This is a genomic window from Algoriphagus yeomjeoni, from assembly GCF_049821175.1.
GTDB classification, from domain to species: Bacteria; Bacteroidota; Bacteroidia; order Cytophagales; family Cyclobacteriaceae; genus Algoriphagus; species Algoriphagus yeomjeoni_A.
Genome location: NZ_CP187512.1, coordinates 1120773 through 1145220 on the forward strand (window position 1 = coordinate 1120773; position 24448 = coordinate 1145220).

At 39.5% G+C, this 24448-nt stretch carries 21 protein-coding genes; 13 read left to right on the plus strand and 8 right to left on the minus strand.

The genetic code is table 11. From position 1 onward, the window contains the following. Window positions 1-5: 5 nt before the first annotated feature. Window positions 6-1391, minus strand: coding sequence for an amidohydrolase family protein (locus tag ACPUEN_RS04555; protein WP_425638869.1), 1386 nt, complete (start codon window positions 1389-1391; stop codon window positions 6-8). Between the two features lie 4 nt (window positions 1392-1395). Beyond that, entirely contained in the window at window positions 1396-3087 is a 1692-nt protein-coding gene (locus tag ACPUEN_RS04560; RefSeq protein ID WP_425638870.1) for an amidohydrolase family protein, read from the minus strand. A 318-nt stretch (window positions 3088-3405) separates the two neighbouring features. On the opposite strand from ACPUEN_RS04560, the gene ACPUEN_RS04565 reads away from it, so the two are divergent. The 5 genes from ACPUEN_RS04565 to ACPUEN_RS04585 are packed head-to-tail and all read left to right on the plus strand — an operon-like array spanning window position 3406 to window position 9211. Next, window positions 3406-3768: a response regulator transcription factor gene (locus ACPUEN_RS04565; protein WP_111610154.1), complete on the plus strand. Its 363-nt coding sequence runs from the start codon at window positions 3406-3408 to the stop codon at window positions 3766-3768. A 48-nt stretch (window positions 3769-3816) separates the two neighbouring features. Then, a complete protein-coding gene (locus ACPUEN_RS04570) occupies window positions 3817-5331 on the plus strand; it encodes a HEAT repeat domain-containing protein (protein WP_425638872.1) in 1515 nt (504 codons plus the stop codon). Continuing rightward, window positions 5324-6787: a glycosyltransferase family 2 protein gene (locus ACPUEN_RS04575; RefSeq protein WP_425638873.1), complete on the plus strand. Its 1464-nt coding sequence runs from the start codon at window positions 5324-5326 to the stop codon at window positions 6785-6787. Before ACPUEN_RS04570 ends, ACPUEN_RS04575 begins: the two co-directional genes overlap by 8 nt. A 4-nt stretch (window positions 6788-6791) precedes the next feature. Continuing rightward, window positions 6792-8021 (plus strand): YaiO family outer membrane beta-barrel protein, encoded by a 1230-nt coding sequence (locus ACPUEN_RS04580; RefSeq protein ID WP_425638874.1) that lies wholly within the window; start codon window positions 6792-6794, stop codon window positions 8019-8021. Beyond that, window positions 8021-9211, plus strand: coding sequence for a hypothetical protein (locus tag ACPUEN_RS04585; protein ID WP_425638875.1), 1191 nt, complete (start codon window positions 8021-8023; stop codon window positions 9209-9211). The genes ACPUEN_RS04580 and ACPUEN_RS04585 overlap by 1 nt, the downstream gene beginning before the upstream one ends. Here the strand turns inward: ACPUEN_RS04585 and ACPUEN_RS04590 are convergent, their stop codons facing one another. Continuing rightward, a complete protein-coding gene (locus ACPUEN_RS04590) occupies window positions 9212-11218 on the minus strand; it encodes an LTA synthase family protein (protein ID WP_425638876.1) in 2007 nt (668 codons plus the stop codon). It abuts the gene before it with no gap. A gap of 17 nt (window positions 11219-11235) precedes the next feature. Here ACPUEN_RS04590 and ACPUEN_RS04595 point away from each other — a divergent pair, with 17 nt between their 5' ends. The 5 genes from ACPUEN_RS04595 to ACPUEN_RS04615 all read left to right on the plus strand — a co-directional run bounded on the left by ACPUEN_RS04595 (window position 11236) and on the right by ACPUEN_RS04615 (window position 14830). Further along, window positions 11236-11841 carry a class I SAM-dependent methyltransferase gene (locus ACPUEN_RS04595; protein WP_317046649.1) on the plus strand — a complete coding sequence of 202 codons (606 nt, stop codon included), beginning with the start codon at window positions 11236-11238 and terminating at the stop codon, window positions 11839-11841. 9 nt (window positions 11842-11850) lie between these two features. Continuing rightward, complete coding sequence (locus ACPUEN_RS04600; RefSeq protein ID WP_425638878.1) at window positions 11851-12096, plus strand: DUF3253 domain-containing protein; 246 nt, start codon at window positions 11851-11853, stop codon at window positions 12094-12096. A 42-nt stretch (window positions 12097-12138) separates the two neighbouring features. Further along, window positions 12139-12717: a peptide-methionine (S)-S-oxide reductase MsrA gene (gene msrA, locus ACPUEN_RS04605; RefSeq protein ID WP_425638879.1), complete on the plus strand. Its 579-nt coding sequence runs from the start codon at window positions 12139-12141 to the stop codon at window positions 12715-12717. Window positions 12718-12755: 38 nt separating this feature from the next. Continuing rightward, window positions 12756-14423: a DUF6909 family protein gene (locus ACPUEN_RS04610; RefSeq protein ID WP_425638880.1), complete on the plus strand. Its 1668-nt coding sequence runs from the start codon at window positions 12756-12758 to the stop codon at window positions 14421-14423. 65 nt (window positions 14424-14488) lie between these two features. Next, window positions 14489-14830: a hypothetical protein gene (locus ACPUEN_RS04615; protein ID WP_425638881.1), complete on the plus strand. Its 342-nt coding sequence runs from the start codon at window positions 14489-14491 to the stop codon at window positions 14828-14830. Window positions 14831-14871: 41 nt separating this feature from the next. Here the strand turns inward: ACPUEN_RS04615 and ACPUEN_RS04620 are convergent, their stop codons facing one another. The 4 genes from ACPUEN_RS04620 to ACPUEN_RS04635 are packed head-to-tail and all read right to left on the minus strand — an operon-like array spanning window position 14872 to window position 19335. Further along, the gene (locus ACPUEN_RS04620) at window positions 14872-16263 is read right to left on the minus strand and encodes a prolyl oligopeptidase family serine peptidase (protein ID WP_425638882.1); all 1392 of its coding nucleotides are present in this window, start codon (window positions 16261-16263) and stop codon (window positions 14872-14874) included. Then, entirely contained in the window at window positions 16256-16747 is a 492-nt protein-coding gene (locus tag ACPUEN_RS04625) for a GyrI-like domain-containing protein (protein WP_425638883.1), read from the minus strand. Before ACPUEN_RS04625 ends, ACPUEN_RS04620 begins: the two co-directional genes overlap by 8 nt. 31 nt (window positions 16748-16778) lie before the next feature. After that, window positions 16779-17432: an SGNH/GDSL hydrolase family protein gene (locus ACPUEN_RS04630; RefSeq protein WP_425638885.1), complete on the minus strand. Its 654-nt coding sequence runs from the start codon at window positions 17430-17432 to the stop codon at window positions 16779-16781. 34 nt (window positions 17433-17466) lie between these two features. Next, window positions 17467-19335: a gamma-glutamyltransferase family protein gene (locus ACPUEN_RS04635; RefSeq protein WP_425638886.1), complete on the minus strand. Its 1869-nt coding sequence runs from the start codon at window positions 19333-19335 to the stop codon at window positions 17467-17469. A 325-nt stretch (window positions 19336-19660) separates the two neighbouring features. Between ACPUEN_RS04635 and ACPUEN_RS04640 the strand changes: the two genes are divergently transcribed. From ACPUEN_RS04640 to ACPUEN_RS04650, 3 genes are all read left to right on the plus strand, one after another. Beyond that, window positions 19661-21055, plus strand: a complete 1395-nt coding sequence (locus ACPUEN_RS04640) for a DEAD/DEAH box helicase (protein ID WP_425638888.1) — start codon at window positions 19661-19663, stop codon at window positions 21053-21055. A 76-nt stretch (window positions 21056-21131) separates the two neighbouring features. Beyond that, entirely contained in the window at window positions 21132-21959 is an 828-nt protein-coding gene (locus tag ACPUEN_RS04645) for an N-acetylmuramidase domain-containing protein (protein ID WP_425638889.1), read from the plus strand. Between the two features lie 5 nt (window positions 21960-21964). After that, the gene (locus ACPUEN_RS04650; protein ID WP_425638890.1) at window positions 21965-22411 is read left to right on the plus strand and encodes a DinB family protein; all 447 of its coding nucleotides are present in this window, start codon (window positions 21965-21967) and stop codon (window positions 22409-22411) included. 67 nt (window positions 22412-22478) lie between these two features. Here the strand turns inward: ACPUEN_RS04650 and serA are convergent, their stop codons facing one another. Next, a complete protein-coding gene (gene serA, locus ACPUEN_RS04655; RefSeq protein ID WP_425638892.1) occupies window positions 22479-24371 on the minus strand; it encodes a phosphoglycerate dehydrogenase in 1893 nt (630 codons plus the stop codon). Window positions 24372-24448: the final 77 nt, after the last annotated feature.

The following is a 24448-nucleotide window of genomic DNA, read 5'->3' on the forward strand; positions in this document are numbered from 1 at the left end:
GGTGATTATTGATTTAAAAGGAAAAGTGATTCTGTAGTCTCGAAAAGACTCTCAGTATCCTGCATACATCTGCTGTCATGACCTTCGTAAATCATAACTGGCTCCACCATTTCGGTAGCACTGACTTTCATACGCTGATCATCTTCATCTTCCTTGATGTCGAAATACTTCACACCATCCACAAAGGTCATTTGAGGTACCGCATAGGAGGAGAGAGGATGACCTTCAAAGATCACCAAATCTGCCTGCTTACCTTCTTCTATAGATCCTACTTTATCAGCAATCCCTAATTGTTTTGCTGGATTGATTGTAATCATAGATAGTGCCTGCTCATCAGTCATTCCACCATAGCGCTGAGTTTTCGCAGCTTCATGGTATAAGTGACGGATCAATTCAGCATCATCAGAGTTGATTGAAGTGATCGCACCATTTTCAGTTAGAATAGCTGCATTGTAAGCGGTAGAGTAGTAAACTTCAAACTTATAAGCCCACCAGTCAGCAAAAACAGAGGCTCCCATGGTATATTCTGCAATTTCTGGTGCCACTTTGAAACCTTCATTGGTATGCTGGAAAACTAGCTTGGTGATTCCAAAATCTCTGGCCACGTTGATAAGCATATATATCTCATCAGCACGATAGGAGTGACAATGGATTATGATTTTGCCGTCAAGAATGTCAGAAAGGATTTCTAGTCTTTCATTATGAACTGGTGAAAGAGCAGTGCTTCCTTTCTGGGATGCCGCTGCATTATATTCAGCCCAAGCTTTTTTGTATTGAATCGCTTCGTTAAAACCATTTCTAAGGATCGCTTCTACACCCATTCTCGTCCGTGGTTGGATGCCATTTCCTCTACCATGAACTCGGGTAGGGTTTTCACCCAAAGCGAACTTAATGGTACGTGGTGCTTCTTGCATGATGATATCTGCTGGATCTGTAGATCCCCATCTATGTTTCAAAGTAGCGTTTTGGCCACCAATGACATTGGCAGATCCGTGCATTGCATGGGAAATAGTGACACCGCCTGCAAGGGCACGGTAAATTCCAACTTCAAATGGATTCACCATATCTTTCATTCTCACCTCAGCTACAATAGGGGAAGTAGCTTCGTTGACTACATCCAAACCTAAATGCGAGTGTGCATCTATGATACCTGGCATGAGGTATTTTCCAGTAGCATCAATGGTCGTCACTCCATTAGGAGCATTTAGATTTTGACCTACCTTTTTGATAATACCATCCTGAACTAGAACATCTGAATTTTCAAGTGTTCCCTCTGTAACCGTCAATACGGTAGCGTTTTTTATCAATACACTGCCTTTTTTCACTTGAGCTGAAGCAAACTGAATACTCAGACCCAACAGTGCAGCAAGAAAATAATTTACTTTTTTCATCTGATTACTTGTTTGCGATTAGAGTTGGAGTGAGTGTGCCTTTGAATGGAAATGAACCAAACTCGCCGACTGTCATAGTGGCGTCATAGCTGCCTTCGCTTACTTCGCCGGATACATCTACTGTAATGTCCATGCCACTGGCAGTGACATCAAATGAAAAAGACAAGGAGCTTCCATTCAAATTTACATTTTTGATATCTGAAGTTGCCTTACCAGCTCCAGAAGGATCGTCATACGTGATGGTTCCAGAATAGTCTGAACCATCTTTTTTAATGACAAGAATACCGCCTGAAGATCCAGCAGGGCTTTCAGAAGTATATTCCCAAGTACCCTCGATTTTCATTGCTCCATTGCCATCCTTTGCAGCTTTCTTTTTTGCTTTTGTTTCATAGTCATAGATAATACCATCTACTACCATGTGCTTTATTTGAGCATCTTCAGTGAAAAGAGAATCGGTACTCAAAATCAAGTTTGCCATTTTCCCTTTTTCAATTGAGCCAGCCACCTTTGTCAACCCTAGGATTGATGCAGGGTTTGTAGTCAAAGCGGCTAGTGCAGCTTTTTCAGAAAGGCCGCTAGCGATCATCTTTTGAAGTGCTTTCATGATGTCACCAGATTTTACACCTACGATAGAGAATGCGAATGGAATTCCAGCTTCTTCCAGTTTTCCAGCTTGAGCTATGGCGTCATCATACGCTTTTTTCACTCGGGCATTCAACGCCTTTACTTCGGCTGTAGCATCTTCTTTCTGAGCTTTGATAGCTTTGTCATCAGGAATTTCCAGTTTTACCAATACTGCTGCTCCAGAAGCTTTTATTACATCAAGCACTCCTTCGTATTCTTCCAAACCGGTTAAAACTAACTTGAAACCTTTCTCTTTTTGAAGACTGATAGCTCTTCTGATTTCCAAATCTGAAGAAGTAGTAAACATAACCGGAATTTGGCCTGTGGTTATTTCTTGCATAGCACTATAAGTAGGAGTGATCTCAGGGCGCTTCAAACCAGCCACCGTACTATACTTCTGAGATCTTTCTGAAGTAAGTTTTGTGTTATCATACACTTCTCGGAATTTAGCCATGACACCAACTGCAGTACCAGGATACATTCCTCTGGAACCTCTAAAATTGGCGGCCAACGCTGTGTTTTCCTTCAGGATATTAGTTGAGTTTTCAGATCCTAGTAATACAATTGCAGTTTTTCCGGCTATCATTCCGCCTTCAGGAGAGATCTGAACAATTGTAAACCCGACTTTCCGCAGGTCATCAACTTTGCTATCCTTGATAGAAAATTGATCTACTGCGGATCTCCAAGGAGTAATACCTGCGATTTCGTCAGATGGATTGGAAGACACAAAGTCATCTGGCCTTTCAGGATCCTTTGGTCTGGTAATACCTACATCACTAGCACCAGCTATAAATCCTGGATAAATGAAAAGTGAATCTCCAGCAATCGTTTTGGCTTCTTTAGGTAAAGCGAGATTATTTCCGACGCCTTGGATCAGTCCGTTTTTTATAAGGACTGTGGCTTTTACACCAGCTTGTCCAGGAGATGTGAAGACGGTTGCATTTGTTATTGCATAAGTATCAGTGATTGGTTTCTTTCCCGAGGGATCACTTTGGGCTAATGCCAAAGTAGAAGAAAGCAATCCAGAAACCATAAAGCAAAAAACACCTGCATACAGTAGTGGTTTTTTCATATGATTGATTTGATTTTTAAGAAAATGAGGGTGATTGACAAATTCAATAATAAGCTATTTATCAAAGGTTGAATAAGGTCAAATCCCTACAGGTTGATGGTTGTTTTTCTGAAAGCAAGCTAATAAAAGGGATTTCAGAATCCTTTTGGAATTATTTTTGACTCCCTATTATTTGATCAATGGCAAGAAATTGGATTTGAAATGCTATTTTAAATCCTCAAGAAACATCCTTACTTAAGAAGATTTATTTGACTGGTTAATTCGCTATTGTTTTACACTTAAGATCTTATATTTGACCCTAGCATCACCCAAAAAAAAATGAAAAAAATCCTGATAATTGAGGATGATTTACTTATTTCTAGCTTAGTTCAGTTTCGCTTAAAAAAGGATGGTTACGATACGGTATTGGTAAAAGATGGCAATGCTGGTATTGCTGCAATAGATAGTGAAATACTCGATCTAATTATTACTGACGTAATGATACCTTTCAAAAATGGAATTGAGATCATCCATCATGCAATTAAAACTAAACCGCAAACCCCTATAATAGTGTTAAGCTCTCTTGGCGAAGAGGAAAAAGTTGTTCTGGAAGCATTCAATTTGGGTGTAGCAGATTTCATTCCTAAGCCATTTAACCCGAATGAGCTTGCTATTCGTGTTAAACGGATTCTTAGATTATAATTCATGAAAGGTAAAAGAGCCATAGTACTTGTGTTCTTACTTTTTTTAATGGCCAAAACCAATGAGGTGCTAGGCCAAGAAGAGCAAATACTGCCCGATTCGGCTTCATTTGTCCAATTTTTAATCAATCAGGGTGAAATTCCTGGTTTGGAATTTCGGTTGATAGATGCAGCTGATAGTACCACTTTGGACAGTATAATAATAGGAGATACCAAAATAGGGCTGATCTCTAAATACGCCACAGCCTTGACCAAAAGGGATAGTCTTTTTCAGTCTGATTCAGTTTCTGCTGCAATTCAATTTTTGATCTACAAGGAGCAAAACACATACCCCGCAGCTTTAGAATTTGTATCAAACCTGCTACGTAACGGTGATATTATAGCAAAAACACCAACTAATGTGAACGGGAAAGACGTGATTTCCTTAGCAAATAAAGAGCGTTATTCCCCTACGTTATCAGGTACATCTGCCTATTTTGGTGATTTTAAAATATTTGCGATTTCTGTCATAATTTCCCTCTTTTTCGTTTTTGCATTTTTGATGATCCTCTTTATGCTGATTTTCAAAGCCAGGAGAAACAGGAAGGAAGTTTTATTGACCGTTTACGATGAGCAGGTGGTGGGTCCGCTTTCTGAAATACTTTTTGAAAAAAGCCTTGAAGAGTTAGAATCACTCAGCGATGAAGAACTTTACCAAAGTTTCCCAGCAAAACAACTGAAAAAACCGCTATACAACCAGGTTCTTGTGGAGCGTATTTTGGCTCTAAATAAGAAGATGAAAGGGGACTTTAAGTTGAAACTGAAGGCTCTTTATAAAAGGCTTCAGTTAGATAAGGCCACTATGGATAAGCTGAAAAGCTCTAAATGGGACAAGGTGGTGACTGGTTTGGTGGAAGTGAATGAGATGGATTTGGGTGAGGCAATAAAAGAGGTTCAGAAGCTTGTCAATTCTCCAAATTTCCACATTCGTTCCCAGGCTGTAGCGACAGTATTAACCTTATCAGAAGATATCAATCTTTCTTTCCTTCGGGATCAGGCCTTTCCGCTTTCCAGATGGCAGCAAATGAATTATTTACGGATCATAAAGTATTTGTCTAGCAATAGAGAGCTAAAAATTGAGAACTTATTTGATTCTGAAAATCAAAGTATCAGGTTATTTGGGTATAAGCTAGTTCGAGTAATTGGCCGGGTAGATTTACTAGCTAAGTTGGAGGAAAAGTTTGCGGGTGTTACCGAAGTAGAAAAGATTGAGATCATTAAAACATTCGAATATTTAGGGGTGCCAAGTCATACTGAGTTGGTCAACTCAAGCCTGAGGTCAGAAAACACACAATTAGTCATCATGGCTGCCAAGGCTGCAGGGACTATAGGTGATGAGCAGTCTGCTAAGATTATATTGGAAATATTAGCTGGTAATCCTAGCTTCAGACTAAAAATGACCTTGCTGAAAAGCCTGCAAAGTTTAGATTCGGCCAGCTACACCGATTTCGTAAATCGAGATTTGGCCCTAGATACCCAAACGATCAATAGCCACCTTTCAGACCCACTTTTGATAGATGTATAGTTTTTTATTTTATCTGATAATGGAAGTGCTAGGAGTTATGTTTTTACTCCTTAGCTTCTCTGTAATCACTACCTACATTCTGATCATGATTCTCAGCGCACTTGAAATGAGGGATCATCGAAGAAAAAACCAATTTGCTGATTATCAGGATATTATTACATCGCCGATCGCCCCTAGTGTATCGATTTTGGCACCAGCATATAATGAAGCGGAGAATATAGTTCAAAACGTAAAAAGTTTGCTTTCTCTTCATTATGGTAAGTTTGAGGTGATTATCATCAACGATGGATCTAAAGATGATACCCTGTCAAAGCTCATCAATGCATTCGAATTGGAAATCACTGATTTTGCGTATAACGAAGAAATTGATGCGGCTCCAGTTAGAGGGATTTATAAATCCAAAAATCGTTCATACAACAGACTTGTGGTCATTGACAAAGAAAATGGCGGAAAAGCAGATGCTCTGAATGCCGGTATTAATGTTTCATCCAAGGAAATACTGGCATGTATCGATGTGGATTGTATTCTTTCCCATGAGTCACTGACTCGAATGGTCAGGCCATTTATGGAGGAGACAAACAGGAAAGTCATCGCAGTAGGCGGAGCTATTGGGATAGCTAATAACTGTGATGTTCAAGATGGTACCGTAACTACATATAGAGTTCCAACCTCACCTTTGGGAAGGTTCCAGGTAATAGAATATTGTAGAGCATTTTTGATGGGGAGAATGGCCTGGGCTCGAGTGAATGGCTTGATGCTTATCTCTGGAGCTTTTGGATTTTTTAATAGAGAATTGGTCGTGGAAGTAGGCGGTTATTTCCCAAAGACCGTCGGTGAAGACATGGAATTGGTGGTACGAATGCGTCGCTATATGGAGGAGAGAAATATCCCCTATAAAGTCGGTTTTGTACCCGACCCACTTTGCTGGACGGAAGTTCCAGAAGATGGGGCGGTTCTTTCCCGACAGCGAAATCGCTGGATGCGGGGAACGATCGAAACCTTACAGCTTCACCGGGTAATCCGATGGAATCCAAATTATAAGATTATGGGAATTATATCTTATCCCTATTGGAGTGTGTTTGAGAAAATGGCTCCAGTACTGGAATTACTTGGACTGCTCTACACCTTGGTTCTCATTATAATTGGTGATTTCTCTGCTTTTTATTTCATCGCATTATTTGTTGTGTTGTATTTGCTATCCATATTGGTATCCTCCTTCAGCATTTTGTATGAGCAGCTTTCATATAATAATTACAAGGATAAAAAGGATCTCAATAAGCTGATTATGACCGTTTTTCTAGAGCCGATGTTTATTCACCCGAAGATCGTTTATTGGGGATTAGGCGGACATTGGGATTTTATAAAAGGAAAAGGTGGCTGGGGTCAAATGATCCGTACTGGCTTTAAAAAGTCCGAAGACAAAAAGAATATAGAGCCAACTACCTTAAATTCTTAACCGTATGCAAAAAGCCCTTATTCTTCTGTTTTCTTTCCTGCTATTCTCCATAAGTCTCAAGGCTCAGGATTCATTTGACCCAGACGTATTGCTTGTGGATGCCAGAACTTTGATTTTGGATGGAAAATATGCAGAAGGAAGGAAGATTGCGTTTAGAGCGCTGTCCAAATATCCTGAGTATGCTGATATTTTAATTTTAGTAGGTAGAAGCTATGCTTGGGAAGGTAAAAACGATTCAGCATCTATTTATTTGGAGCGTGCGATAATAGCTTCCCCAGCCTATGAAGATGGATATGTAGCATCTTTAGATAATTTGTCTTGGGCAGAGCAATATGATCGGGCAGACGCAGTTTTGGCTAAAGCGAGAGAAAACTTAGGTACACCGCTTCCAAATGCAATCCGGTACAGGGAATCCAGATTGCTATACTACCGAGAAGATTACAATGCTGCCTATCAAATAGCAGAAGAGCTTTTTAAGAAGAAATATAAGAATGATAACTTGCTAGAGTACATGCAAAACTTGCAGCGCCTGAGAAGAAATAATGCGGTAGGGGCCACCTACGATTATGACTCTTTTGAAGGTGAGCTTACTCCTTGGAATACCTTTTCTTTTTATGCAAGGACCAGGACTAAGTTGACGGGAACACTGATAGGGAGAGTGACACAATCATCACGATTTGATGGTAATGGGACTCTTTTTGAATTAGATGCCTATCCTTCTTTAGGTAAAAAAGCTTATGCATATCTTAATGTAGGTGGTTCAAACGCAAGTTTTTTCCCTGATTTTCGATTAGGAGCTTCAGTTTATTTCAATCTTCCGAAAGCATGGGAGGTAGATGGTGGATTTCGATACTTACAATTTGCAGAGCCTACTTACATCTATACCGCTTCCCTCGGAAAATATACTGGCAATTGGTGGTTTAATCTCCGTGCGAATTTAATTCCTGGTACTGGAAATAGCTTGGGAACTTCTGCGAACTTGCAGGCTCGGTATTATTTCAAAACTGGTGAGGATTTTTTCTCTTTGCAGTTGAGTTCTGGGGTTTCTCCGGATGAGGAAACCCGTGATCCAACCCAACTTTTGAATTCATATAGGGCAAGAGCCGGATACCAGCAGTTGCTGACAGATCGCTTTATGGTATATGCATTCACGGGGTATAGCCGCGATGAATTGGGACCAGATCGATTTAGAAACAATTTGAATTTTTCATTGGGAGTTGAATACAGGTTTTAATGAAAAAGCTATTTACTCAAGAATCCATAATCTCGCTAAGAAGGATATTTCCTATCCTGTTTGTATTGATTGTAGTACCCTTATTTAGCTATTTATTTTGGCTTATTTATCCCTCTAAAGACTTGGAGGTTTTGGTTGTTGATAAAACGGTGCCCAACGACCGTTATCAAGAGCATCAATCAATTTTCTGGGCATTAGAGCATTTGAAATTCAGGAATTCGGTAGGAGAATTTTACGATAAGGAACGAGATTATATTGGGTTTTATCCTGATACCTCCTCTTCATTTGGAACTTTTAAAGACTTTACGCAACTGTCTGAAAAAGAAATAGTAAAGAAAGCCAAAGAACTTGATGTTCTCTTTTACACGGATACTTACGGAGTATTTGAAAATGATTTTATTAAAGTGGACCCTGATGAGTTATCTAAGAAGATTTACGGCGGACTGAATCGAGGAGACATTAACTTATTGCGTGAGGCAGCTTCCCAAAATAAAACCATTATTGCAGAATTCAATACTATGGCTTCACCTACACCGCTGGGTATAAGAACTGAGTTTGAGAATTTGATGGGAATCAAATGGACAGGTTGGATAGGGAGGTATTTTGATCAGATGGATACTACGATCAATAAGAATATCCCCAAATGGTTTATTAGTCAATACCTGGAGCAACATGAAAGAAACTGGGTTTCTCCAGGTCCAGGAATTGTTTTTGTCCATGAAAATGGAACAGTGGAAGTATTTACAAATGGGGTAGATTATTTTGGTGAAACACCAAAGATCCGCACACAAAAAATCAACAAACACGGATTCAAGCTGCCGGAAGTTGTACCTTATCCTGATTGGTTTGATGTAGTATTGATCGAGCGTGATTATCAGGTGATTTCCTATTACGATATAGATCCTTCTGATTTAGGTAACGAAAAGTTGCGGGAAATGGGGCTTCCAAGGTTTTTCCCTGCCGCAGTAGTCCGTGATGAAGGAAAAGGACAGTATTATTATTTTTCCGGTGACTTTTCGGATTTGGGAACTCAAATGGGCTCTGCTCACTTCCAAGGATTACCAAGTCTCTGGCGAGGCTTTCATATTTTGTCAAATTTTAATGATCGACAGAGCTTTTATTGGAATTATTATTATCCTCTATTGTCTCAAGTTTTAGAAAAAACCTATAGAAAACAAGACCGGGACTAGCTAATTATCAGTAGGTAATAGCTTCCTGGTTTGGACTACGTAGTTGTTTTTGTTTTTGAAGTCTTCAAATTGTCCCGTTAATTTATTTTTGATGTTTTGATCTTCAATGGGATCAATGTTCAGGCCATCAGAAATTACAAACAGCTGATTATCCGACAGAAAATATTCACCGTCCACATACTCCATCAGCTGATTTTTGTTTCGCATCAAAGGCATTGCTATTTGAGATTGGAATACTCTGGAAGTATCCATAACCTGTCCCAACCAAATGTCTTCCTGAGGAAGTTCTATGCCAACTTGTGCCTGTAAAAACGCTAATAAAGAAGGGGTGATTTCAAAGTGACTTATCATTCCTTTAAAATAGGTGGGCTTGTTGATCAGCGGAGAATAGATAATCACGGGCACGTGAAAGCGATCCAGTCTAGAAGCCATGGGGATGTCTGGTAAGCGGTGATCCCCTGTGAATACAAATATGGTATTGGCAAATTCGGGCTTCTCGCTGTAGGTGGTAATAAAATCTTTTACGGCGTCATCTGCATAAAGAATGGTCATGTAGATATTCTGATAATCTCGGTATTTTGCCTTCTTAGCTTCTGTCAGGTTGAGGTAGTTTTCCAGATGATCTTCAAATTTCCGAGAATAGAACTCCCGCTCAGGCACTAAATATGGATCGTGGGAGGTGATAGTCTGGAATATTCCTAATTGTGGTTTTTCACTTGATCTAGGGAAGTATTTAAGCCCATTGTTGAAAATTTCCTTGTCACCATAACCCCACGTGAAACCATTTGCAGGAGGCATTTTACTGTATTTTGGATCAAAATCATCTATATCTATGATCTGAGTGACATCTGAAAATTCTAAGAATTCCTTTTGGTGATCAAAGTTCACATCACTACCAATGGTGAAAGTTGACTCATAGTCATTATCATTTAGAATACTAATCAAGCTCCTGTGATTCGGAAAGTCTTCAAATAACTCTTGAAAACCCCTTTCTCCATAAGGAAGTCCGGCAAAAACACCCGGTAAAACACCGAAAGTTCTTCCAGTTGATGAAATAGCATTAGTCCAAACTAGACTATGAGCCTCCAGTGAATCTAGAAAGGGCGTAAAACTCCCCAAATAAGCATCTTTGCCTGAATAGGCTTTACCCAAACTTTCTATCAGGACAAACACGATGTCTGGGGCAGTGGACAGACTGTCAAAATAAGGGCTTAATACATCTGGGTAGTCTGCCTGATGTAGAAATGGGTAAACCGGATCTGTATATTCCTTTCTAATGAATAAACCTTCATTGGAAGACCTCAGGTAGAAATCGAAATAATACTCATTGGTATAGGCGAAGTAGTCAAATGCTTGCTCCGACAGATATTTTGATTTGTTGAGCTGAATATTGGCTTTAGTTTCGTCAAATTTTTCAGGGTCGTTAATGGGAATAAAGTAAAATAAAATTACAAACCAGTAGGTGCTAATTGTAAATGAGATTGATGTCTTTAAGCTGAAATTCAGGTATTTATTGGAGAAATGAAAAATGTAAAAAAGGATAAAAATGACTAGAATTCCACTTCCTATACTCAAGGAGTTGAGTTGACCTGAAGATTGTACAGTTAGAATAATATCATTTACATTATAGGCAAAAAGATCTTTTCCGAGCGGGACAAAAGTTTTGTTGAAATAGAAAAGTAAGGAAGTTTGAACGAGTAATGCAATTACTAGCCATGATCTGGTAAACCATTTGGCAAACTTAACTGAAATCAAACTATTAGTTAAGTGGAAAATAAAAAGCAAGCCCAGAAAATATAGAATCCAAGTGATATCCTCATAAAAACTATAGCCTATAACAGCACGGAAACTGATGCGGATAGGATGAGTCTTGAAAATTAAAAGTAATTCTGCGACTCTCAACAAGAGCATTAAAGTTGAGAAAATCAGGGACATACTCCAGAAATTACTGAGAGTTGTTTGAATTTTTACAGGAAGGTTAGATCGAATTTCAGCCTTTTGGGCCATATTTACGCGACAATTTTATGGGTGAAGACTCAAAAGATAGGGCAAAATCAGGTATCTTCAAGGAGAGAATCAAAGATTATATGGGTAAATCGGATTTGTTGTTGGAATTATACAGCAACTTAAGCACAACAGGAGCGGTAACTTTCAGCTCAAAGGCATTAGTTAATAAAATGTTATCGCATACCAATCTGCAAGGTGCTAAACTAATTGTGGAACTTGGAGGCGGGGACGGAAGCATTACGCAGGGGATAGTAGATCGGATGGACCCAGGTTCAGAACTTTTAGTTTTTGAGATCAGTAAATCTTTTTGCGAATCTATGGAGAAGATGTTTCCGCAGCAAAATGTCCGCATTATTAATGATTCTGCTGAAAACATTGCCGATTATTTAGAAGGAAGGAAAGTAGATTATATTTTATCCTCATTGCCTTTTAGTTTTATTCCCCCAGAAGTGAAAGACGCTATTCTTTCCAACTCCAAAATTGCATTGAATCAAAGCGGTTATTTTATACAGATATGCTATTCTTATCTGTTGAAAAACCTTTTTAAAAAGCACTTTGATAAAGTTAGTTTAAGTTTTACTTTAAAAAACCTTCCACCAGCATTTGTGATGGTATGTAGCTAAACCCTAGCCATGGAAGTTCTTAGAACAGCCATTTTAGATAAGCTCCAGCGAAATAAAGGAGAAACATTCAGCACTGCTGAAGTTGTCATGCAAATGTACCCTGAAGATTGGGAGCTCTTTCTCGAAGAGGTAAATACTACTGCAATAGCACTACAGCAAGAAGGGCTTGTGGCGATTACTTCGTTTGATGAGGCTATTAATCTCAATTTTTTAAAGTCGAATTCTTTAGAGCTCACTTCTCCAAGCAAAACTTAAGAAGATTCTCCCGGGTTGGATATTCAAGATGTGCAATAAGCTATGGGTGAAGTCTTAGAATTGCCAAAAACTGAAGTGCAGATTCCTAAAGGATTGGACCTAATTACCTTGGGTGCTGGTTGCTTTTGGTGTATAGAAGCAGTTTTTCAACGAATTAATGGGGTTGAGAAAGTAGTCTCAGGATATTCAGGAGGATTTAAAGAGAACCCTAGTTATGAGCAAATTGGTAGTGGAACTACGGGACATGCAGAAGTAATTCAGGTTTACTTTGATCCTGAAGTAATAAGCTTAACTCAACTTTTGGAGATTTTTTGGGCTACACATAATCCCACAACCCTCAACAGGCAAGGAGCTGATGCAGGCCCACAGTACAGATCTTCTATTTTCTACCACAATCCTGAACAACAAAAGTTAGCAATAACTTTAAAAGCCCAATTAAATATGTCTAATGTGTTTGAAAGGCCAATAGTAACAGAGATCACAACCTTTGCTAACTTTTATCCAGCAGAAGATCGATACCAAGATTATTTCAACCAAAACGGTACTCAACTTTACTGTCAATTCGTAATTCTACCAAAAGTGAGTAAGCTGAAAGAATTTTTTGCAGAACGCTTAAAATAGTATTTAGTACTTTTGCCTTGCAAAACCCACTTGCATTTATGAAGAGAACTAGAGCACATGAATCCAGAGCTGCGATCGAGCGATTGTATATTACGATGAGACACCTTTTTACCAGAGGTAGCTATAAACCAATGGGAGTATCGGGTGAAAGTCTTGTTGATGCATTACGCGTGTTGAGTCCTGAGATCTATGGATTGGTTACGGACAATGAAAAAATCGAATTGGATGGTTTGCTTTACGTCATGGAGCGACTTCCAAGAGGCATTGAAGAGTGTCGGTTTGTACGGTTGATCAGTCGGGAAGGCTATGAAACTTCAAAACTAGAGGCGATTGTTCCGGCCAAGCGTAAGAGAAATTGCTACAGGTTGGATGAGCATATCATGTATGTGGAAATGACCCGCGGTCGCTCTGATATCTATGATATTTTGACACACCTCACATTTTTATACATAGAGTCAAACAAAATCTATAACAATAGCACCGATCCAAAAGGGAAAATTTCTACCAATTGGCTGATGCTCGAAGAGTTTGTACAAAAGGAAGCGGCAGGTGAGGAGTTTGAGAAGGAAGCAGCTTCTGCATACTTAAGTCACTTGATCGGTAGAACTTACGAAGAGACGATTCAGGCTGTAGATAAATTTGAGAAAAGTAATAATTCCAATAGCCTATTTTCCATTGTTTATCACATGGGAAAACTAGCACAGGAGGAAGCAACCAAAAATCTGGATCGGGAGATTTCATTTTCCACTACACTCAGAGAGCGAATCGGCCATCACGTGTATGGAGAAATGTGGGCAAGAAGAATAAAAATTGCCTTGGATAAGCACAATTTACTGAAGCGTCCTATCCACATTATTTCAGCAAATCTTCACTCGGTTGTGAATACAATCTACGCCCCTCAGCTGCTTGGATTAAAAAACTACGAATCACTTGAAAAGGTGGTAATGGATATTTCTGTCAAAGCCAAAAACAATAAAGGTCAGGCCATAGATAAATATGCTGCAAATCACGGGTTTATCAATCTTCCCGATGAGTCAGGGACCAACATTGGCGCACAGATCATAGACACCGCACTTTTGGAGAAAGATGAATTAATCCCTGGAGTGAAGTTGCCAAAAGAGCTGTCGAAGCGACCAGTGTTTGTGGTGATGGATTACGCGTTTGGTGAGCAAGCCTATGAGTGCTTTGATGAGTTGCTTAAGCCATATAATAAAGATGGAAAGCAGATTCCGCTAGATGTGGTTTCTACTTCTATTATGGGAAAAGCTGGTATTCTATATGGAGGAAAAGGTGATCTGATGATTCCAAATGCCCACGTGTTTGAAGGGACCGCGGATAATTATCCTTTCAAAAATGAACTGAAAAAAGCTGATTTCGAAGGTTTTGGACTGGGCGTCTATGAAGGGCCTATGATTTCGGTTTTGGGTACTTCTCTTCAGAATAAAGACATCCTGACCTACTTTATGGAATCTTCATGGAAAGCAGTTGGTCTTGAAATGGAAGGTGCCCACTACCAAAAGGCCATTCAGTCGGCATCCAAAATCCGTAAATCTATTCGCTCCAATGTGAAAGTACTTTACGCTTACTATGCTTCTGACAATCCATTGGAGACTGGAAGTACGCTTGCTTCAGGAGCTCTGGGGATGGAAGGAGTGAGGCCTACCTATTTGATTACCTATAAGATTTTGGAGAAGCTATTTGGGTAAAACTAGTAGGCTGGGCTGTAGCGTTTGGCCTTTTTTTTTCGTGTAATTCATAAAGTGCTACTCCTATGAAATATGATTTAAGCCTATTCTTATTGCTTGTACTTTTTCTTCAAGGATGTCATGAGGATAATTCCTTAAATACTCTTGTATTTTACTGGGATCAAACTAGTTGTTCTGATCCATGGAATACAAATTCTAACAACTCCAATAATGAAATCCTTCAAGCTGTTGAGGATTACCTGCGTGATCATGGAGTGAATGGAGCAAGAGTAATATCTATTACGGGAAATGGAGTTGAACAAGTTTGCGAAGCATGTTTTTGTACAACAGGAACACGAATAAACGTGAAAGTTCCCACAACTCAAAAGAGTAAAATGATAGCTTTGGGATTTAAGGAATCAAGCTAAAAGTAGAATAAACGGTAACAGGCTGTAAAAGTGTCCAGGTGTTAATCTTGGACACTTTTTTCTTTAGTCTGTGAAAATAACCAAGGATATAAGCCAGGTTCGTTAGTAACCAGATGCCAGATATTGTGGCTCTCCTTTTCGTATTCTGTGTATTTTGGAGATTTACCTGCAGCTTCCATGGCGGCTATCATTTCTCTGGATCCAGATACGGGTACATTGATATCCTTTTCACCATGAAAAGCCCAGACTGCGACATCATTAATCTGAGAAGCTAGATTTGGCTCACCTTCACCGCAAACGGGAATGGCAGCGGCAAATAAATCAGGTCTTTTGGTGATAAAGTGCCACGCACCGTAACCACCTCGTGAAACGCCCGTGATGTATCGGCGACTTGGATCTATGTTTTCTTCTTGGTCTAATGCTTCTAAAGCCTCGAATACCAATTGATCAATAACAGGGGTGTTTGGAACTCCGCCCCAGCCTTCGCCATCGGGACAGAAGGGCACAAATATGTACGAAGGAAATTTTATTCGATTCACATTTTCTGAAAGGATTAATGCAGCACTTGCTTCATAACCACTGTAAGGAAGTGAAATAACTACTGGATATTGCTTTGTCGAATCAAAGTCAATTGGCTTCAGCAGCAGGTATTTTAGACTATCTCCTTGGCTTCCAACAAACATATTTTCTTCAAACAGGGACTTCATTTGAGCGGCTCTTTCCTGATTTTTTCCTTGCCAATAATGGGACATATAACTTTCCCTTAGAAAAAGAAAGCCACTGGCAACAAAAGCAACAAGCATCAAAAATTTGAAAATCACATATCTGTTATCCTCGAGTTTGGAAGCAACTTCATTCGTTGATTTTAATTCCTCCCGGAAAGTTAGAACAAAGAAAATCGGGATCAGAGTTGTACTTAGGGATGTCCAGCGTGAAACTTGCTCAATCATCCGAAGTGTTGAGTTTTCTTGAATACTTAAAGCAAATAAGCTCAGAAACAAAAGAAGGCTACTACTGAAAAGGATCAGAATCCCTGCTAGTTTAAGCCATTTTTTTTGAGATGCATTTGAATATACAAGGGTGCCACCAAATGCCAGTAAAGAGCACAATAGGAAAATTATTATGGTAAAATATATACTTTCAAGGCTTCGATCAGCTATCAGCCTATATAGCACAATCATCTGAACTAAGGTGAAAAGGGCTGTAAGCAATAAGGTATAAAAGGCTGGTTTATAGTCTTTGTGATAAAAATACTTAGCTAGGATAGCAGTTCCTGCGAAATAAATAATGTTAGATAGAAGGAAATAATACCCATACACGTCCAGGAAAAACACCTGTGCTCCAATCCCTATATATGCTCCTGCATGGAGAATACCCGTAATCACGGTCAAAATCATGGTAAATACCCCGAAACTGTATTCACTTTTATTCATGGCTTTTGGGTTTTATCGGAATCCAAAACTCCTCCTCGGAGTCCGGGTCATTATTCTTGTATTTTTCTCCCATCACAGCAAAATGAGGTCGATGATCCAATTGGTATTCTGAACTTGGAAGCCAAGTTCCCAAAATATATTGATACATGGCTGGAGCTTCGCTGTCCAGACCTTTGAAACTAAAAATAGCATAAAGTCCTGATGGTATGGTAAGTGTTTCCAAATCATCTGGAATAAATCCATGATCATCGACTTTGACTGCTGCCCATTTATCGAACTCATTTGCAGGAGAAAAAGCATCGAAATAGGAGAGGGAATCATATACTTCTACAGAATACAGATCATCGCCTATACTATTCAAAATCTCTTTTTTTCTAGGCATAAAAGATTTCCAAAGCTCCTGAGTTCTATTGTTCAAGAAGTTCATTCTCACTTTCTTTCCTACGAGTAATGTTTCAGGAAGATTTTTAATAGTTGGTGCCATCTTAAAATTTTCAGGTTGTTTAGGTGAATATTCAGTCCAGCTGTTTTTCTAAAAAGCTACTAATATTTTCCCCCAATAACTTATATCCCTTTTTTTTATAATGCACATCATTTGAACCTATTCCATGATTCTTGTGAATCTTTTTTGACTTTTGATATATGTCATTGATTAGTACATCATGTTTTTTCATCACGGAGATCGCAGCAGTATTGTATTTTTGTGGATCAGTTGTAAATCTGCCAGCTTCTTCTTCTGGAACATAAGTGGTAGTCACAAAAATCAATTTAGCATCTGTTTTTGATTTGATATGGGTCACGAGTGAGTCTAGATTTTTAGCATATTCCTCCACCGAATAAGTAACTGTCCCATTGACCTTATCTCGGTTACCATAAGGTTTTGCGTCAACATGTCTGTAAGCAAGGTCCCACAAACCCCAATTAAACTGTACAATGTCCCACTCTTCATCCCCAAGCCATTCGTCTATTTTTTCCAGCCCTGTTCCAGTATGCTGAGCATTGCCAGGATTGTGAGTGACTGTTGCTTTGCCTTTGAAATGATCTATTACAAATGGTGTATATCCAATCGAAATAGAATCTCCAATAATCAAAATATTAGGCTGTTTTACCCTAAACGCAGTTAAGCAAAGTAAAATCAGTAAGGCGTAGGATAGATTATTTTTGTTCATTCTTTTAGAATATTTAGGCTTTTTGATTGATTAGCTACCAGGCTATCCCGTAATCATCTCCATAATCACTACTCCCTCCCCAGAAGGTTCCATGCTTCCAGTCAAACCATATCGCGTTGACTGGTCCAGAAGTCTTGTTCCATAATTCTAAGTTGTAGCCTTTTTCTGCTAATTCTTTACGTAACCAAGTTGGTGTATCTTCTCTCACAACCATAGCTCCTGGACGCGATTCATGATCTCCAAAGGAGCTCTGCATTTGATAGGAATTGAAATTTGCTGCTTCTGTAGCTTCCTGAACATTCATATCGAATTCCACAATATTCAAGAAAAGCTGCAAAAGATTTTGATCCTGAGAGTCACCTCCTTGTACAGCAAATGCAAGAAGGGGTTTGCCATCTTTCATTGCGAGACTAGGTGTTAGGGTTACTCTGGGCCTTTTTCCTGGCTCGGGAAGATTGTATGGGCTGAGTTTTTCATCCAAGACGAAACTTTGCATTCGCTGTGACAAGCCTACTCCTGTATTGCCTGCAGCTACCGCAGGAATCCAACCGCCACTTGGAGTGACAGACACTACCCAGCCTTCAGCATCTGCAGTTTCCACAGAAGTTGTACCGCTTTGAAAGCCAGAGATAAATTGCTCGTCAAGAGTGGAATTGAACTGATCTGGAGTAAGCGAAGCCATGGCCTCTTGATTCTTGTTTAGAATATCCAGGTAGGGATTAGTTCCACCTTGAAAAGGATAGGGGTCACCTGCGGTGATTTTTGGATCGTTTACTTTTCCTATTAATTTGGATCGTTCTTTCGCGTATTCTTTCGAGAGTAACCCTTTCATTGGAGATTCAACAAAAGCTGGATCCCCATAATAAAAATCTCGGTCTGCAAATGCCAAATTCATTGCTTGATAAACTGTATGGATGTAATTGGCGGAATTGTATCCCATAGACTTAAGGTCAAAATTCTCCAGAATATTCAATGATTGAAGCAAGACAGGACCCTGAGTCCACTCTTGCAATTTGTATACATCAATTCCCTTGTAATTGACGTGCAGTGGCTCTTCTATTTTCACTTTCCAATTAGCCAAGTCGGCTTCCGTAAAAAGTCCACCTTGTTCCCGTGTTCCTCTTACAATTTCCTTGGCAATATCGCCTTTGTAAAATCTGTCATATGCAGCGTAAATAGCTTCCTTTCTAGATTTACCTTCAGACAAGGCTTTCTTTTCCGCTTCCACTAGTTTGGAGAGTGTTTGGTATAGATCATCTTGTATGAAGATTTCGCCTGGGACTGGGGCTTCTCTTTCATTTCCTAAATGTGGTAAGAAGATCTTTTTTGAATAAGGCCATTCTTTAATTCGAGCTTTCTGAGACTCCATCGCATTAGCAGTTTGTGCTTCGATAGGATATCCTTTAGCAAGTTCCATAGAAGGTTTGAGGACCTGCTCTAGACTCATGGTGCCATATTCTGCAAGCATGGTCATTATACCGCCGGGAGTTCCAGGAGTAGTGGCTGCCAGGGGTCCATATTGAGGTGGGTAATCCATTCCCTGAGATTTATAAAACTCAACTGTAGCTCCAGTGGGAGCATATCCCAGTGCATTGATTGCAATTACCTTTTTGGTATTTGGATTATAAATCAATGCCTGCGTTTCTCCACCCCATGAAAGTACATCCCACATAGTTGAAGTGGCCGCAATCATCGCGCAGGCAGCATCTACGGCATTTCCACCTTGTTGAAAAATAGTAGCTCCGGCAGTTGCCCCTAGTGGTTTTCCAGTAATCGCTACCCAGTTTTTTCCATGAAGTATGGGTTTATTGGTGGGGGTAGTTCCAGCTCCCAAGCCAGGTAAACCTTGGCCAAAGGAGTTTATACTCAGTAATAGGAATGTGATTAGATATATTTTTTTCATAGGATAAGGATATTTAACCTTGGTTTTTATCAAAATGGGAGTATTAAGCCTGAGTTTCTTTAAAGTTTTAGAGAGTTCATCTAGACTGAGTATCAGAAAATTGAATCATTTTGACATATGACTATAAATAAAAAGACTTATTGAACCTTTTTCAATATAGTGTAATTGATAGATTGTACCCAGAGAGAATCGCTGAAACTTCTATTCTATGGGGGTTTTAGCACTTTCTAAAACCCAACTATTTGTGTTTCTGTACAATTAGGGGCTATATTTGAAAAGGCGTAAACGAAAGCGCCACCTTTTTATAATACTACAATCACTCAATTTGGACTTCTCATCATTTAATTTCGAAACCTCGCTCCAAGAAGGACTGGATGCAATGGGTTTTGAAAAACCAACTCCAATCCAAGAAATGGCCATTCCGGTCATCATGGAAAATAAAGATCTTATCGCATGCGCCCAGACTGGGACTGGTAAGACCGCAGCATTTATATTACCGATTCTTAACAAGATCAGTAAGGATGGAACCACTACATTAAACACGCTGATATTGGCACCAACCCGTGAACTTGCTATTCAGATCGATCAGCAGATTCAGGGTTTTTCTTATTTCTTGGGAATAAGCTCAATACCGATTTATGGTGGTGGAGACGGCATCGTCTGGGAGCAGCAAAAGAAAGCCCTTGAAACTGGTGCAGAAATAATCGTGGCTACGCCAGGGCGTCTGATAGCTTTGCTGGCTGGGGGGAAAATAGATCTTTCTACGCTGGAGCATTTGATTCTGGATGAAGCAGATCGAATGATGGATATGGGATTCTCAGATGATATTCTGAAAATTGTCAATTACCTTCCTAAAGATCGGCAGACAGTACTTTTCTCAGCTACCATGCCTCCCAAGATCAGGCAGTTTAGCATGAAGTTTCTGAATAATCCTGCAGAAATATCTATCGCCATAGGCAAAACCGCAAAAGGTGTGACTCAATCCATGTACTCTGTGTACGATACGCAGAAGGAGGAATTGGTCAGAAACATACTTTCTCAAAAAGCTTACGAAGCAGTGATCATTTTTGCTTCTACTAAGGATAAAGTAAAGTCACTTTATAAAGTATTAAGAAAGCAATTTGAAATAGAAGCTTTCCACTCAGACCTGGAGCAAGTAGAGCGTGAGAAGATTATGTCTGCCTTTAAAAATAAGTCTGTTAAAATCCTGATTGGAACAGATATTATTTCCCGCGGGATAGATGTGGTAGGGATTGAATTGGTCATCAATTATGATACGCCATCTGATCCTGAGGATTATGTGCATAGAGTAGGACGTACAGCCAGAGCTGATATGGAAGGCGAAGCGATTACTTTCGTCAATCCAAAGGATCAGTATAAGTTTGATAATATTGAAAAGCTGATTGGGATGAAAATCACCCAGATGCCTCTACCAGAAGGCTTTGAAACTGGACCTACATATACAGGAACTGCTTCCAAAGGCAAGTCTGACTTTGGGTCAAAGAAAAAATCCGGTTCTAGTAAAAATAAAAAGTCTGCTTCCGGGAGCAATAGAAAGCCTTTTCCTCGAAGAGAAAATTCTAACCCTGAATCTCCAAAAGAAGTTAATCCAAAACCTGTAGAAGCTAAAAAGCCAGCCGAGCCTAAGGTTGAATCTGAGCCGAAACCAGCTAAGCCTGGAAAATTTGGAAGGCGTAAAAATGTGATAGATCCGGAGTAAGGGATGCTCAAACAAATTGCTATTATGAAGTACTTCAATTACATTGAAGTACTTTTTATTTTTAAACCTAATAGCAATGCAATACATTAAGCTCAAATCGAGAGGCTCTTCTGTATCTTTTTTACAGGAGCTCTTAGGAAAGATTGGCTATGAAATCCCCTCTTCGGGTTATTTTGGAGTTGAAACTGAAGTAGCAGTCAAAGATTTCCAAGGAAGAAACCAGCTAGTAGTTGATGGGGAAGTTGGAATTAAGACCTGGACCATGCTTTTTGATAAGACTAAACCTGCTGATGTGTTTGGTAGTATCTTCCTTGGGGAGCAAGACTTGATAGATTTTGCAAAAAGGTATCAGGTCGATCTCGCAGCCGTAAAGGCCGTGAATGAAGTCGAAAGCTCTGGTAAAGGTTTTTTTATAGATGGAAGACCGAAGATTTTATTTGAAGGCCATATTTTTTGGAGGCAATTGAAAGCTAGGGGAATAAACCCTGAAGATTTTGCCAACGATACAAATCAAAATGTCCTTTATAAAAGCTTTAACAGAAAGCATTACTTAGGCGGAACTAGAGAATATGAGCGGTTGGAGCAAGCAGCTTCTATTTCTCCCGACCCTCGATTCAGAGAGGCAGCTTTAGCTTCTGCATCCTGGGGAAGTTACCAGGTGATGGGCTTTCACGCAATTCCGCTTGGATATCCTTCCGTTCAGCAATTTGTTGATGAAATGCACAAGCATGAGAGAAATCACTTGGAAGTATTTGGACGATATATTTTAAAGAATGGTTGTTTAGAGCATTTGCAGACTAAGAATTGGGCGAAATTCGCTAAATGCTACAATGGCCCAGCATATGCTACCAATAAGTATGATGAAAAGATGGCTAAAGCCTATTTGAAATTTTTAAAAGATTAAACGCTATGGTACTGAAAGAATTAATAAGACTTTTTGAGCGGGATATTGAGCGGTTGAAAGCAGAAATCAACGCATATTCCAAGGAAGAAAATCTATGGAAAGTGGAACACAACATTACCAATTCGGCAGGTAACCTTTGCCTTCATTTGGTGGGGAACATGTCTAATTTCGTAGGAAAGGAGATAGGCGGATTCGACTACACTCGAGATAGAGAATTTGAATTTGCGGGTAAGAATGTTCCAAGAGCTGATTTAGTTGCTATGGTGGAGAAACTCCAAAATGTAGTGACCGCCAGCCTGGAGGGACTTGATGAGGGGATGTTAGAAAAGGATTATCCGTTGGAAGTATTTGGTGGTAAAATGTCTCACAATTTTTTCCTGATTCACCTCTTTGGCCATTTTAGCTACCATTTAGGCCAGATCAATTACCATAGAAGGTTGCTTGATAAGTAAGATCGACGTATAAACCAAAAAAGTCCCGAATTATCGGGACTTTTTTGGTTATAGAAAATTTTAAATCCTAGTATAAAACTCTAAAGCGGATAGTGCCTGGAATATGCTTCAAAGCATCAATCGCTTCGTTGGAATAAGCTTTATCAATATCTGTGATCACATAACCGATCTTCTCATTAGTCTTCAAATACTGTCCCACGATGTTGATTTCGAAGTTTGCCAAGATCTGGTTGATTTTAGCCAATACTCCGGGCTCGTTCATGTGAATGTGAATCAGTCTATGCGCATTCTGCAAGAATGGCAACTGGATATTCGGGAAATTTACAGAGTTGTAGGTGTTGCCTGTGTTGATGTATTCCATGATTTTTCCTGGAACGAAGCGTGCGATATTTTCCTGGGCTTCTGATGTACTGCCTCCGATGTGTGGAGTAAGAATTGTGTTTGGCAGACCGATGAGTTCTGAGGTCAATGGTTCTGTGTTGTTTTTAGGTTCTTCGGGAAACACATCCACTGCGCAACCTGCGAGATGACCGGAAAGAATTGCGTCTCTCAAAGCAGGAATCTCCACCACATGTCCACGACTTAGATTGAGCAATATGGCGCCCTTTTTCATCAAGGCGATTTTGGATCTGTCCAAGATATTTTCGTTCTCTTTTCTGCCATCTACATGAAGTGTGATCACGTCGCATGTGCTTAGCAACTCATCTAAACTGTCGATTTTGGTTGCATTCCCAAGTGCTAAGCGCTCAATCACATCGTAATAGAACACGTTCATTCCCATACTCTCCGCAAGAACCGAAAGCTGGGCCCCAATATTTCCGTAGCCAATAATTCCCAGTTTTTTACCTCTGATTTCAAAACTTCCGCTTGCAGATTTATCCCATTTGCTTTGGTGGAGAGCAGCAGTTTTATCTGCAAAACCTCTCATCAGGAAGATGATCTCTGCGATTGCCATTTCCACCACAGATCTGGTGTTGCTGAATGGCGCGTTGAATACCGCTATCCCTTTTTCCTGACAAGCTTCCAAATCAATCTGATTGGTACCAATACAAAATGCACCAACTGCGATCAATCGATTGGCATTTTCCAGGACCTTACGCGTAATATTAGTTTTGGAACGGATACCTATGATGGATACATTCTTGATTTTCTCGCAAAGTTCTTCCTCAGACATAGCCGAGCTTACTACTTCTACTTCGTAGCCTTCTTCTTTGAGTAAATCAACACCGATTTGGTGGACATTTTCAAGGAGCAATACCTTGATTCTGCTTTTCGGGTAAGAGAATTTCGTGTTCAAATTATTAACGTATAAGATTTCATCTAAACTAGGCGCAATGTGATCAGCCTCTTTGGTTACTTTAGGACGATTTACATTTTCAGTAAATGCATAGAACTTATTGGCTAGGCCGGATTTTTTGATTTCATAATCAGTATATCCATCACCAATCACATAGATTTCGCCTTCTAGATTGATTTTTTTGATCGTTTCCGCTTTTCCATTATTCTGAGAGAGAGGATTGTCACGATTGAAGTCTACAATGTTATCTGCATCATCATAGACAAATTCATTTGCAAAAACATTGTTTTCATGAATTCCATAAGCTCCTACTATGGGTATAATGAAGTCCTTGAATCCATTGGAAACGATGTAGATGTTTTCAGAATTTTCCTGAAGAAATTCCTTATTTCGCTCAAAGGACTTGGAAACTTTCTTTTTCAAAGCAGCAATCAAATCAGTGATTTGGGATTTATTAGCTTTGAGTATGTCAATTCGTTGGATCAAACTGTCACGAAAGGTCACATTTCCTTCCATTCCCTTATCGGTAATGTCCTTTATCGCTTGTAGTTTTTCTTCTCTTTGAGGATCATTTAGAAGACTGATTTCGCCAAGGATATCGAGGGCTTCTACTTGAGTGAATGTGCTATCAAAATCAATGATAAACTTAGTCGGATGAGGCATGTGCAGGGTCAATAGGTTAATTCGAGTGTAAAATTACAGGATTGTTAAAAAAATTGAAGTTTTATTGAAAAAATTGT